The sequence below is a fragment of the Streptomyces fractus genome (genome assembly GCF_049844455.1).
Lineage (GTDB): Bacteria > Actinomycetota > Actinomycetes > Streptomycetales > Streptomycetaceae > Streptomyces > Streptomyces fractus.
This window is the reverse complement of sequence record NZ_JBMYHI010000002.1, coordinates 3,186,212-3,198,533: the sequence shown is the minus strand read 5'-3', so window position 1 is coordinate 3,198,533 and position 12,322 is coordinate 3,186,212. Positions and strand designations below refer to the sequence as shown.

The 12,322-nt window shown below is 70.3% G+C and carries 14 protein-coding genes; 10 read left to right on the top strand and 4 right to left on the bottom strand.

What is annotated here, in order from left to right:
* Positions 1–56: 56 nt before the first annotated feature.
* The 6 genes from ACP4E5_RS16140 (at position 57) to ACP4E5_RS16115 (ending at position 6,552) form a co-directional block, all read left to right on the top strand.
* Positions 57–1,058 carry an ABC transporter permease gene (locus ACP4E5_RS16140; protein ID WP_425829239.1) on the top strand — a complete coding sequence of 334 codons (1,002 nt, stop codon included), beginning with the start codon at positions 57–59 and terminating at the stop codon, positions 1,056–1,058.
* Entirely contained in the window at positions 1,055–2,152 is a 1,098-nt protein-coding gene (locus tag ACP4E5_RS16135) for an ABC transporter ATP-binding protein (protein ID WP_425829237.1), read from the top strand. Before ACP4E5_RS16140 ends, ACP4E5_RS16135 begins: the two co-directional genes overlap by 4 nt.
* Positions 2,153–2,193: 41 nt before the next feature.
* Positions 2,194–3,357 carry an ABC transporter ATP-binding protein gene (locus ACP4E5_RS16130; RefSeq protein ID WP_425829235.1) on the top strand — a complete coding sequence of 388 codons (1,164 nt, stop codon included), beginning with the start codon at positions 2,194–2,196 and terminating at the stop codon, positions 3,355–3,357.
* Between the two features lie 129 nt (positions 3,358–3,486).
* Positions 3,487–4,887, top strand: a complete 1,401-nt coding sequence (locus ACP4E5_RS16125) for a M1 family metallopeptidase (protein ID WP_425829233.1) — start codon at positions 3,487–3,489, stop codon at positions 4,885–4,887.
* Between the two features lie 33 nt (positions 4,888–4,920).
* Complete coding sequence (locus tag ACP4E5_RS16120) at positions 4,921–5,592, top strand: trimeric intracellular cation channel family protein (RefSeq protein WP_425829231.1); 672 nt, start codon at positions 4,921–4,923, stop codon at positions 5,590–5,592.
* A gap of 84 nt (positions 5,593–5,676) precedes the next feature.
* Positions 5,677–6,552, top strand: coding sequence for a thioesterase family protein (locus tag ACP4E5_RS16115; RefSeq protein ID WP_425829229.1), 876 nt, complete (start codon positions 5,677–5,679; stop codon positions 6,550–6,552).
* A 5-nt stretch (positions 6,553–6,557) separates the two neighbouring features.
* Here ACP4E5_RS16115 and ACP4E5_RS16110 read toward each other — a convergent pair whose 3' ends face one another.
* Positions 6,558–7,412: an alpha/beta fold hydrolase gene (locus tag ACP4E5_RS16110; protein WP_425829227.1), complete on the bottom strand. Its 855-nt coding sequence runs from the start codon at positions 7,410–7,412 to the stop codon at positions 6,558–6,560.
* Positions 7,413–7,430: 18 nt separating this feature from the next.
* Positions 7,431–8,054, bottom strand: coding sequence for a TetR family transcriptional regulator (locus tag ACP4E5_RS16105; RefSeq protein WP_425829225.1), 624 nt, complete (start codon positions 8,052–8,054; stop codon positions 7,431–7,433).
* Positions 8,055–8,155: 101 nt separating this feature from the next.
* Here ACP4E5_RS16105 and ACP4E5_RS16100 point away from each other — a divergent pair, with 101 nt between their 5' ends.
* Genes ACP4E5_RS16100 through ACP4E5_RS16090 form a run of 3 tightly spaced genes read left to right on the top strand, consistent with a single transcriptional unit; the run spans position 8,156 to position 9,894 of the window.
* A complete protein-coding gene (locus ACP4E5_RS16100; RefSeq protein ID WP_403851320.1) occupies positions 8,156–8,317 on the top strand; it encodes a hypothetical protein in 162 nt (53 codons plus the stop codon).
* Positions 8,318–8,352: 35 nt separating this feature from the next.
* A complete protein-coding gene (locus ACP4E5_RS16095) occupies positions 8,353–8,682 on the top strand; it encodes a hypothetical protein (RefSeq protein ID WP_425829223.1) in 330 nt (109 codons plus the stop codon).
* 42 nt (positions 8,683–8,724) lie between these two features.
* Complete coding sequence (locus tag ACP4E5_RS16090) at positions 8,725–9,894, top strand: cysteine desulfurase family protein (RefSeq protein ID WP_425829221.1); 1,170 nt, start codon at positions 8,725–8,727, stop codon at positions 9,892–9,894.
* 55 nt (positions 9,895–9,949) lie between these two features.
* On the opposite strand, the gene ACP4E5_RS16085 is transcribed toward ACP4E5_RS16090, so the two are convergent.
* A complete protein-coding gene (locus ACP4E5_RS16085; RefSeq protein ID WP_425829219.1) occupies positions 9,950–10,678 on the bottom strand; it encodes an N-acetylmuramoyl-L-alanine amidase in 729 nt (242 codons plus the stop codon).
* A 44-nt stretch (positions 10,679–10,722) separates the two neighbouring features.
* Between ACP4E5_RS16085 and mnmA the strand changes: the two genes are divergently transcribed.
* Positions 10,723–11,889, top strand: a complete 1,167-nt coding sequence (gene mnmA, locus ACP4E5_RS16080) for a tRNA 2-thiouridine(34) synthase MnmA (protein WP_425829217.1) — start codon at positions 10,723–10,725, stop codon at positions 11,887–11,889.
* Positions 11,890–11,892: 3 nt separating this feature from the next.
* Here mnmA and ACP4E5_RS16075 read toward each other — a convergent pair whose 3' ends face one another.
* On the bottom strand, positions 11,893–12,312 hold the full coding sequence (locus ACP4E5_RS16075) for a hypothetical protein (RefSeq protein ID WP_425829215.1): 420 nt from the start codon (positions 12,310–12,312) through the stop codon (positions 11,893–11,895).
* Positions 12,313–12,322: the final 10 nt, after the last annotated feature.

Below are 12,322 nucleotides of genomic sequence, written 5' to 3'. Positions count from 1 at the left end.
GGCGGTGACCGTGGACTCCCACAAGGAGCGCACGGGAATCGCCCCGGCCGCGCACAGTGCTTGCTTATCTCATCCGGCGCCTGTTCGCCGTAGTCATCATGGTGCTCGTCGTTCTGTTCGCGACCTTCACCATCTTCTTCATGCTGCCCAAATGGGCGGGTCAGGACATCGCCGTGCTCTTCGCCGGCAAGTCGTCCGGCGCCGAGCAGCTCGCGGGAATCCGGATCAAGCTGGGGCTCAACGACCCCCTGCTCGTCCAGTTCTGGGACTTCGTCAAGGGCATCCCGATGGGGCGCGACTACGCCAATGGCAATGACGTGACCCATTGCGCGGCGCCCTGCTTCGGGTACTCCTTCCGTACGGAGGAACCCGTCTGGAACACCCTGAAGGACGCGCTCCCGGTCACCGGCGCGCTCGCCCTCGGCGCCTGTGTGCTGTGGCTCATCGGCGGCGTCGCCACCGGTGTCGTCTCCGCCCTCAAGCGCGGCTCGATCTGGGACCGCTCCGCCATGACCATCGCCCTCGGCGGCGTCTCCCTGCCGGTCTTCTTCACCGGCATGGTCGCCATGGGGATCTTCGTGCACAGCCTCGGCTGGGTGCACATCGCCGACTCGCTCTCCACCGACGACTCGATCGGTACGTGGATCGAGACGCTGATCCTGCCGTGGATCGTGCTCGCCTTCCTCAACGCCGCGATGTACGCCAGGCTCACCCGCGCCACCATGCTGGAGATCCTCGGCGAGGACTACATCCGCACCGCGCGCTCCAAGGGCCTCGGCGAACAGGCCGTCATCACCAGACACGCCCTGCGGTCCGCGATGACCCCGATCCTCACCGTCTTCGGACTCGACCTCGGCGTGCTGATGGGCGGCGCCGTGCTCACCGAGTCCACGTTCAACCTGCCGGGGCTCGGCCTCGCGGCGGTCCAGGCCATCAGCAACAAGGACCTGCCCGTGATCCTCGGCGTGACGCTCATCGCGGCCCTCGCGATCGCCGTCGCCAACCTCGTCGTGGACCTCTTGTACGCCGTCATCGACCCGCGAGTGAGGCTGGGATGACCGAACTGAACAAGACCGGAGCGGCGGTCGGTGAACCCGTCACCGCCTCCGGCACCCCCAGCTCCTTCCTCGAGGTCCGTGACCTCAAGGTGCACTTCCCGACCGACGACGGCGTGGTCAAGTCCGTCGACGGACTCTCCTTCACGCTGGAGAAGGGCCGCACCCTCGGCATCGTCGGCGAGTCGGGATCCGGCAAGTCCGTCACCTCCCTCGGCATCATGGGCCTGCACACCACCGGCCAGTACGGCCGGCGCAAGGCGCGGATCGAGGGCGAGATCTGGCTGGACGGCACCGAGCTGCTCTCCGGCGACCAGGGCACCGTGCGCAGGCTGCGCGGCCGCGACATGGCGATGATCTTCCAGGATCCGCTGTCCTCGCTGCACCCGTACTACACGATCGGCAAGCAGATCGTGGAGGCCTACCGGGTCCACCACAAAGTCGACAAGAAGGTGGCGCGCAAGCGGGCCGTCGAGATGCTCGACCGGGTCGGCATTCCCCAGCCGGACAAGCGGGTCGACTCCTACCCGCACGAGTTCTCCGGCGGCATGCGCCAGCGCGCGATGATCGCGATGGCCCTCGTCAACAACCCCGAACTGCTCATCGCCGACGAGCCGACCACCGCGCTCGACGTGACGGTGCAGGCGCAGATCCTCGACCTGATCCGCGATCTGCAGAAGGAGTTCGGCTCCGCCGTCATCATGATCACGCACGACCTCGGGGTCGTCGCGGAGATGGCCGACGAACTCCTCGTGATGTACGGCGGCCGCTGCGTCGAGCGGGGCACCGCCGAGCAGGTCTTCACCACGCCCCAACACCCGTACACCTGGGGCCTGCTGGGCTCGATGCCGCGCATCGACCGGGAGCAGACCGAGCGGCTCACCCCGGTCAAGGGCTCGCCGCCCAGCCTCATCAACCTGCCGAGCGGCTGCGCCTTCAACCCGCGCTGCCCGTACGCGGACGTACCCAAGGACAACATCACCCGCACCGAGCGCCCCGAACTGCGCGAGCTCGGCTCCGGACACTTCTCCGCCTGCCACATGTCGGGCGAGGAGCGCGAGCGGATCTGGATCGAAGAGATTGCGCCGAAGCTGTGACGGATGACCAAGGATCGGACGCCAAAGGACCTGAAGCCCAGATGACGACCCCTTCGCCCCCCTCGATCCCTCAGCAGGCGACGACCTCCCCGGACGCCGCGGCCGGCGAGCCGCTGCTCAAGGTGGACGGCCTGGTCAAGCACTTCCCCATCCGCAAGGGACTGCTCAAGCGGCAGGTCGCCGCGGTGCAGGCGGTCGACGGGCTCTCCTTCGACGTCCGCGCCGGAGAGACGCTCGGCGTCGTCGGGGAGTCCGGCTGCGGCAAGTCGACCATGGGCCGCCTGATCACCCGCCTGCTCGAACCCACGGGCGGCCGCGTCGAGTTCGAGGGCCAGGACATCACGCACCTGAGCACCGGCGGCATGCGTCCGCTGCGCCGCGATGTCCAGATGATCTTCCAGGACCCGTACTCGTCGCTGAACCCGCGCCACAACATCGGCGCGATCGTCGGCGCCCCGTTCCGGCTGCAGGGCGTCAAGCCCGAAGGCGGCGTGCGCAAGACGGTGCAGGAACTCCTGGAGAAGGTCGGCCTCAACCCCGAGCACTACAACCGCTACCCGCACGAGTTCTCCGGCGGGCAGCGTCAACGCATCGGCATCGCGCGGGCGTTGGCCCTGCGGCCGAAGCTCGTGGTCGCGGACGAGCCGGTGTCGGCGCTCGACGTCTCGATCCAGGCCCAGGTGGTGAACCTGCTGGACGACCTCCAGGACGAGCTCGGCCTCACCTACGTGATCATCGCGCACGACCTCTCGGTCATCCGGCACGTCTCGGACCGGATCGCGGTCATGTACCTCGGAAAGATCGTCGAGTTGGCCGACCGCGACGATCTGTACGCGACGCCGATGCACCCGTACACGAAGGCGCTGCTCTCGGCCGTGCCGGTCCCCGACCCGAAGCGCCGGGGCGCCAAGAGCGACCGCATCCTGCTGCGCGGCGACGTCCCGTCGCCGATCGACCCGCCCACGGGGTGCCGCTTCCACACGCGCTGCTGGAAGGCGACGGAGCTCTGCAAGACGACGGAGCCCCCGCTGATCCCGCTCGCCACGGCCCACCAGGTCGCCTGCCACCACCCGGAGAACGCCCCGGACCAGGCCCCGGAGGACTCCACCCTCCTCCAGGTGGCGAAGGAAGCGATCGACGTGATCACGGTCCCGGAATCGGTGGAGTCCGCGGAGGACGACACTTCGAGCCCAGCCGGCGACTGAGGTACGGGGGCCGGGGCGGAACTCCCGCCTAGTGGCGTGTACATGGCCCAAAAGGGTCATGTACACGCACAGCGCCGACCGGCAGAGTTCCGCTGTCCGTTACACCGGAACCCGCTCGAAGGGACGCCCATGGCACTCTCCCGTTCGGCACGCCTGGCCGCGCTCACCGTAGCCGCCGCCTCCTCCTTCTGTCTGATAGCCGCCGCACCCGCCCCCACCCCCGGCTCCGACGGCATCGGCGACCCGTACTTCCCGCAGCTCGGCAACGGCGGTTTCGACGCCGACCACTACGCCCTCGACGTCGCGTACAACCCCGACACCGACCGCCTCGACGGCCGCACGACCCTCACCGCGCGCGCCACCCAGAACCTCTCCGCCTTCGACCTCGACCTGCAGAAGCTGACCGTCACCAAGGTCGAAGTGAACGGCAGACGCGCCGAGTTCACCCGCAGCGGGGACGAACTGCGCATCACGCCGTCCGCCTCGCTCCACAAGGGCAAGACCTTCACCGCGACCGTCACCTACGGCGGCGTCCCCGAACCCCTCAGCGGTCCCATCGTCTTCGGCTCCGACTACGGCTGGATGAAGACTGCGGACGGCGTCTTCGTCGCGTGCGAGCCGAACGCCGCCTCGACCTGGTTCCCGTCCAGCGACCACCCGTCCGACAAGGCCACGTACGACATCCGTATCAAGGCCCCGAAGGGTCTGACCGGCGTCTCGAACGGCCGCCTCGTCGACACGTACGACACCGACAAGGGCAAGCAGACCGTCAACCACTGGCGCGAGTCGAAGCCGATGGCCTCGTATCTGGCGACCGCCAGCATCGGCAAGTTCGACGTGAAGACCGGCAAGACGCCCGCCGGCACCCCCATCTACGTGGCCATCGACCCGGTCCTGGCCAACAGCAACAACGTCGACGTGTACGCGGTGACCGCCGAGGCCACCGATTACTGGTCGCAGGTCTTCGGCCCCTACCCCTTCGAGGAGACGGGCGCGGTCGTCGACGACATGCCGCAGGCCGGCTTCTCCCTGGAGACGCAGACCAAGCCCAGCTACTCCGCCGTCCGCTCCGAGTCGACCATCGTGCACGAGCTGGCCCACCAGTGGTTCGGCGACTCCGTCTCCGTCGAGCAGTGGAAGAACATCTGGCTCAACGAGGGCTTCGCCACGTACGCCCAGTGGCTGTGGACCGAGCACAAGGGCGGCGCCTCCGCCCATGACTCCTTCCTCGCCGGCTACAACTCCCGCCCGGCGACCTCCTCGTTCTGGCAGACGAAGGTCGGCGACCCGCAGCGCGACACGATGTTCGCCTCCGCCGTCTACCAGCGCGGCGCGATGACGCTCCAGATGCTGCGCGAGCGCATCGGCGACAAGGCGTTCTTCAAGCTGCTCCCCGCCTGGACGAAGATGCACCGCTACGGCAACGCCGATACGTCCGACTTCATCGCCCTCGCCGAGCGCGTCTCGGGCCAGCAGCTCGACGACCTCTTCGACACATGGCTGTTCACGACGGGCAAGCCCAGCCTGTAAGGACCCCGCGGCCGCGGCAGGTAAGAATGTCGCGTGATCCAGGAACTGTTCACCCCCTCCGTCCAGCATTGGCTCGACCTCATCGGGATCTTCGTCTTCGCGATCTCCGGTGCCCTGATGGCCGTCCGCAAGAACTGGGACGTCTTCGGGATCGCCGCGCTCGCGGAGGTCACCGCGCTGGGCGGAGGGGTCTTCCGCGACCTGGTCATCGGCGCCGTGCCACCGGCCGCGTTCACCGACCTCGGCTATTTCGTCACGCCGCTGGTCGCCGCCGCGCTCGTCTTCTTCCTGCACCCGGAGGTCGAGCGCACCCAGGTCGCGGTGAACGTCTTCGACGCGGCGGGCCTCGGCCTGTTCTGCGTCACGGGCACGACGAAGGCGTACGACTACGGGCTCGGGCTCACCGCCTCCGCCGCGCTCGGCCTCGCCACCGCGGTCGGCGGCGGCGTGACGCGCGACATCATCGCCAACGAGGTGCCGTCCCTCGTGCGCTGGGACCGCGACCTCTACGCGGTGCCCGCCATGGTCGGCGCCGGGGTCGTCGTCCTGTGCATCCGCCTCGACGCCCTGAACGGCTACACCAGCAGCCTCGCCGTCCTCACCGCCTTCATCCTGCGGCTGCTCGCGATGCGCTTCCACTGGCGGGCGCCGCGCGCGTGGAACCGCAGGTCGGCCGGGGTGGAAGTGACGGAGGAGACGCCGTAGCCGGGGGCTGGGGAGCGGACAGGGAGCGGGCCGGGGAGCGGTGAAAGCTACCGCTTAGTAATTTCCTGTTGTACGTTTCCGTGTATGGGAGACGCAGTATCCACGCAGAGCCGTCCGGCGACCATCGGTGACAGCGAGTTCGACCGCGACACCGCCGTCACGCGGCGCCCGGGCGAGCCCGGTGTCTACGACATCGACCTCTCCGCGGGCTGGACGATCATCAACGCCCTCAACGGCGGCTACCTCCTCGCCGTGCTCGGCCGCGCCCTCGCGGACGCCTTGCCGCACGACGACCCGTTCACGATCTCGGCGCACTACCTGACCGCGTCCGCGCCGGGCCCCGCCGTGATCAGGACCGACGTGGCCCGCACCGGCCGCACCCTCTCCACAGGACAGGCCTCCCTCTTCCAGTTCGCGGAGGACGGCGGCGAGGTCGAGCGGATCCGGGTCATCGCCTCCTACGGCGACCTGGACACGCTCCCCGACGACGTGCGCACGAGCGCCGAGGCGCCCGTCATGCCCTCCGCCGACCAGTGCTTCGGCGCGGGCGACGCCCCCGATGGCGCGCCGCCCGTGCCCGGCAGCTCCGCGATCTCCGACCGGCTGCACCTGAAGCTCGACCCGGCCACGCTGGGCTGGGCGCTCGGCGCGCCGTCCGGCAAGGGCGAGATGCGCGCCTGGTTCGGCCTCGCCGATGGCCGCGACATGGACCCGCTGTCGCTGCTGCTCGCGGTGGACGCGCTGCCGCCGACCGCCTTCGAGATGGGCCTCAAGGGCTGGGTGCCGACGGTCGAACTGACCGTCCACGTGCGCTGCCGCCCGGCCCCCGGCCCCGTCCGCGTGTCGATCACGACGCGGAACCTGGCCGGCGGCTTCCTGGAGGAGGACGCCGAGGTCTGGGACTCGCGGGACCGCCTGGTGGCCCAGTCGCGCCAACTCGCGCGCGTACGGCTCGGCTGAATCTCCTACGGACGCAGGAACTCGCCCAGTACGGCGGCGAGTTCCGCGGGCGCGTCCTCCTGGACGAGATGCCCGGCGCCCTCGATGATCCGCAGCTCGGCGCCGGGGATCAGCTTGGCCAGCTCGTGCGCCCGCGCGACCGGGATCCAGGTGTCCTCGGCGCCCCAGCAGACGAGCACGGGCAGGTCCAACTCCCCGTAGCGGTCCTGGATGTCGTCGGTGCCGTCGTGCGGGGGGTTCTGCGCGATCTGCCGGTAGAAGGAGTCCTTCCCGGCCTCGGTCAGCCAGGGCGCGACCACGCGCGCGTGCGTCTCGGGGTGCAGTCCGCGGTGGCTGCCGGAGGCGATGTAGCGGTGCACGAGCGCCTCGTGGAGATCCGGCGGCAGCTGCCGGAACACGTCGGAGTGCGTGCCGAGCAGCCGGTACGTGGGGGAGCCCCACGGCCGGACGGCCACCGGGTCGACCAGGGCGAGGCGCGCGTACGCGGCGCCGTGCACCAGGTGTGCGCGCAGCGCGACGCATCCGCCGAAGTCGTGGCCCACGACGGTCGGCAGCTGCTCAGGACTGCCGCCGGTGAGGCCCCAGTGGTCTAGGAGTTCGGTCAGGACGCGGGCCTGGGCGTCGAGCGAGAGGTCCTGGCCGGGGCCCGTCTCGGAGACGCCGTAGCCGGGCAGGTCCCATACGTGGACGCGGTGTTGGCGCGCGAGGGCGCGGGCCGGTTCCCGCCAGACGTACGACGAGAAGGGCGTGCCGTGGACGAGGACGACGGGCGGCGCGTCGGCCGGCCCCAATGACGTCCAGCGGATCTCGCCGGACGAGCTGGAGAAGCTTCGGTCGAGGTTCCAGTCGGCTGCTGTCATGACCGTAACGCTAGTTGCTCATGACATGTCGAGCCAGTGTTTTCGGCCGATGGTCACCAGGCGCAGCTGCCGCTCGGCCCGGTCCGCGACCCGCTCGAACTCCTCGGTGGGCGTCGTGAGCAGCACTGATGCCGTCATCAGCATGTGATCGACGTACAGATCCGCCAGCATCCTCAGATCGTCCTGACTCCAGCCCGCCGCGTCGGGGTCGTGCTGGAGCGCCTCCCGCACCTCGTCGGCGAACTGCGCCAACTGCTCGCCGATCGCCTCGCGCACCCGCTGCACCCCGCCGTGCCGCTCGCGCGCGATGAAGCGGACGTGCGCGGGATACGCGTGCACATGACGGGCGATCAGCTCGACGGTGCGGGTGATGCGCTCTTCGCTGTCCCAGGTCGCCGTCAGCGCGTCGCGTATCACCGCGTGCAGGCTGCCGAGCGCCTCTTCGACCAGGGCGACGCCGAGGTCGGCCGTGCTCTCGAAGTGCCGGTAGAACGCGGTCGGGGTCACGCCCACGGCGCGCGTCACCTCGCGCAGTCCGAGGCTGCTGAGGCTCTGGTCCTCCAGCAGCTCCAGTGCTGCCTCCAGTAGCGCCTGCCGGGTCTTCTGTTTCTGCGCCTGGCGGGCGCCGAGGATGTGACTCATGTCATCCAGTTAACAACTGTTCTCTGTAATCGGGAAGTCGGGAGGCGAGCTAGACTCGGTAGTCAGTGAACAGTTGTAACCCAACTTTTCGAGAGGCTTCCATGCTGTTCCTCGTAGCGGCCCTCCTGCTGCTGGGCTTCGCGCTCGGCACCGTGGCCCACGCCCCGCTGCCCATCACGCTCGTCGCGGCCGCCGTCATCGGCGTCTGGCTGGCCGTCTTCGCGGTCCGCGAGCGCCACGCGCGCCGCAGGCACCAGCACTGAACCGTCAGCAGTTCACGCTCTCAGGGGGTATCACCGTGCAACTCACCGCAGAACCGGACACCAAGACCCGAACCGACGACAAGGCCGAGGTCCGGACACAGGGCAAGACCGAGGCCCGCCCCGTCGGCCGGCGGGACACCGACGGCATGGCCGTCGCCTCGTTCGTCCTCGGCCTCGTCGGGCTGCTCGTCATGAACGTCTTCCTGGGGCCCATCTCGATCGTCCTCGCGTCGATCGCCCTGTGGCGCGGCACCGAGCGGCGCGGCCGCGCCTTCCTCGGCCTCGGTCTCGGCATCGCCGACCTCGTCGTACTCGGCGCCCTGATCGCCGCCGACGGCACGATGTCCTGGAGCATTACGGGCTGACCGTCGGAAGCGCGCGCGGGGGCTCGTAGAATCGAGCCCACCATGGCTTACCTCGACCACGCCGCGACCACTCCGATGCTCCCGGAGGCCGTCGAGGTGATGACCGCCCAGCTCGCCGTCACCGGCAACGCCTCGTCCCTGCATGCCGCGGGGCGCCGGGCCCGCCGTACCGTCGAGGAGTCCCGCGAGACCCTCGCCGAGTCGCTCGGCGCCCGACCCAGCGAGGTCGTGTTCACCTCCGGTGGCACCGAGGCCGACAACCTCGCCGTCAAGGGCCTGTACTGGGCGCGCCGTGCCAATGACCCGGCCCGCACCCGGGTCCTCTCCAGCCCCGTCGAGCACCATGCCGTGCTCGACGCCGTGCACTGGCTCGCCGAGCACGAGGGCGCGACCGTGGAGTACCTGCCGGTCGACGCGTACGGCCGGGTGCACGCCGAAGCGCTGCGCGAGGCGATCGAGCGGAACCCGGACGACCTGGCGCTCGTCACGGTCATGTGGGCCAACAACGAGATCGGCACGATCCAGCCGGTGCGTGAACTGGCCGACGTGGCAGGGGAGTTCGACATCCCGCTGCACGCCGACGCGGTGCAGGCCTACGGGCAGATCCCGGTCGACTTCGCCGCCTCCGGGCTCGCCGCGATGACCGTGTCGGGCCACAAGGTCGGCGGTCCCTACGGCATCGGCGCCCTCCTTCTCGGTCGTGAGTACACCCCGGTCCCCGTGCTGCACGGCGGCGGGCAGGAGCGGCACGTCCGCTCCGGCACGCTCGACGTCCCGGCCATCGCGTCCTTCGCCACGGCCGGCCGGATCGCGACCGAGCAGCGCGAGTGGTTCGCCCGCGAGATCGGCGCGCTCAGGGACGCCCTGGTCACGGCGGTCCAGTCGGCCGCCCCTGAGGCGATCCTCGGCGGCGACCCGGCGCCCGGCGGCCGGCTGCCCGCCAACGCCCACTTCACCTTCCCCGGCTGCGAGGGCGACTCGCTCCTCCTCCTCCTGGACGCCCAGGGCATCGAGTGCTCCACGGGCTCGGCCTGCACCGCGGGCGTGGCCCAGCCCAGCCACGTCCTCCTCGCGACCGGCACGGACCCGGACCTGGCGCGCGGCACACTCCGCTTCTCCCTCGGCCACACCACCACGAAGGCCGATGTGGAAGCGGTGGCGACGGCGATCGGCCCCGTAGTGGAGCGGGCACGCTCGGCGGGGCTGACCTAGGGCCTGTCTGGGGTTGTGATCTGGGCTCGCGGGGCCCTGGCCGCCGCGACCACCCTCACGCCTTCGCCGAGCCGTCCCGCTCGTACGCCGCCTTCACCAGGCGTATGTACCGGTCCCAGTCCCAGTTCGGCCCCGGGTCGGTGTGGTCGGTGCCCGGCACCTCGACGTGCCCGATGATGTGCTTCCGGTCGACCGGCATGTCGTAGCGCCTGCATATCCGGGCGGTGAGCCGCGCCGACGCCTCGTACATCGCGTCCGTGAAGTCCTCCGGCCGGTCCACGAAGCCCTCGTGCTCGATGCCGACACTGCGCTCGTTGTACTCCCGGTTCCCGGCGTGGAACGCGACGTCCAACTCCCGGATCATTTGCGCGATGTGCCCGTCCTGGCGGACCACGTAGTGCGCGGCCGCCCCGTGCCACGGGTCCTTGAAGACCTTCAGGGTGCCCTGGTAACTGCCCTGGGTGACGTGAATGATGACCCGGTCGATGGTGTAGTCGGCGGGACGGTCCGCCCGCCGCCAGTTCGCCGACGCCGCGGCCACCCACTCCGCGCCCTTGAAGTCCACCGCGCCGGCCTCGCGCGGCTTGTCGACCCCCGGCATCTGCCACCACATGCGGGAGAGGTCACCGCGCGCGAGCAGCCCGACGCCCACGGCCGAAGCGGCCCCGCCGATGATCAGGGTCCGCCGACTGATTCCGCGATCCCCGTCCCGGGCCTTCCCCGATCCTTGCTTCCCCACGTGACGCCCCCGTCCCGTACTGCCCGTACGAGATCCACAACGCATATCCGGGGGATTCGGTTCCCGCGGGCCCGTACCCTGTTAGTGCTATGACTTCCCAGACTCCGCAGCGCCCCGCGGGCCCCGAAAAGGCCGAGACCGAGAAGACGGCCCGCCCCCTCCGTGTCCTGGCCGCCATGTCCGGCGGCGTGGATTCCGCGGTCGCCGCGGCCCGCGCCGCCGAAGCGGGCCACGACGTGACCGGCGTGCATCTCGCGCTCTCGGCGAACCCACAATCGTTCCGCACGGGTGCCCGCGGCTGCTGCACCATCGAGGACTCCCGCGACGCGCGCCGCGCGGCCGACGTCATCGGGATCCCGTTCTACGTCTGGGACCTCGCCGACCGCTTCCGTGAGGACGTGGTGGAGGACTTCGTCGCCGAGTACGAGGCGGGGCGCACGCCGAACCCGTGCCTGCGCTGCAACGAGAAGATCAAGTTCGCCGCGCTCCTCGACAAGGCCCTCGCCCTCGGCTTCGACGCGGTCTGCACGGGCCACTACGCGCAGGTGATCGTCAACGAGAACGGCGACCGCGAGCTGCACCGCGCCGCCGACATGGCCAAGGACCAGAGCTACGTCCTCGGCGTCCTGGACGACCGTCAGCTCGCCCACGCGATGTTCCCCCTGGGGGACACGGAGACGACCAAGGAAGAGATCCGCGCGGAGGCCGAGCGCCGCGATCTGGCGGTCGCCAAGAAGCCCGACTCCCACGACATCTGCTTCATCGCCGACGGCGACACCCAGGGCTTCCTCGCGAACCGCCTCGGCAAGGCGGAGGGCGACATCGTCGACGAGTCGGGCGCCAAGCTCGGCACCCACGAAGGCGCCTTCGGTTACACGATCGGCCAGCGCAAGGGCCTGCGCATCGGCAGGCCGGCGCCCGACGGCAAGCCGCGCTACGTCCTCGACATCTCCCCGGTCGACAACACGGTGACGGTGGGCCCGGCGGAGGCCCTCGACGTCACGGCCCTCACCGCCATCAAGCCCCGCTGGTGCGGCGCCGCCCCCACCGCCCCCGGCACGTACACCGCGCAACTGCGCGCGCACGGCGGCGAGACCGAGGTGTCGGCGGAGCTGGTGGACGACGAGCTGCGGGTGAGCTTCACGGAGGCCGTCCGCGGCGTCGCCCCCGGCCAGGCGATCGTCCTGTACGACGGCACGCGCGTGGTGGGCTCGGCGACGATCGCCACGACGGAGCGGGTCGCGGCGGTCGCCTGAGCGTCAGCGCCCCTGAAGGTAGTGGTGCAGCACCGCCGCCAGTTCCGTGTGCCACTGCGTGGCCTGGGACTTGCGGCGGGCCCGGACGCGGCACTCGTAGACCGCGCTGTCCGACATCACCGCGGTCACGGAGAGCCCCTCCGGCAGCGGCTGGAAGTTCACCGTGCGCACGTGCGCCCACGGCAGGTCGATGGCGTGCGGCCCCTGCTCGAAGTGCACGCCGTCGACGTCGACGACCAGGCCGTTGTACTGGTCGGCCGCGATGAACTCGGGACCGGCCGCGACCGGGGGACCGGGCGGCGGCGCGGGCGCGAACTGCGGCGGGGCCGCGGGCGGGTGGGGCGGTGGTGCCGGAGCGAACGGCGGCGGGGGACCGCCGAACCCTCCCGTCGGAACGTTCTGCTGCCCGTCTCCGTGAGCCATGCCCGCCTCA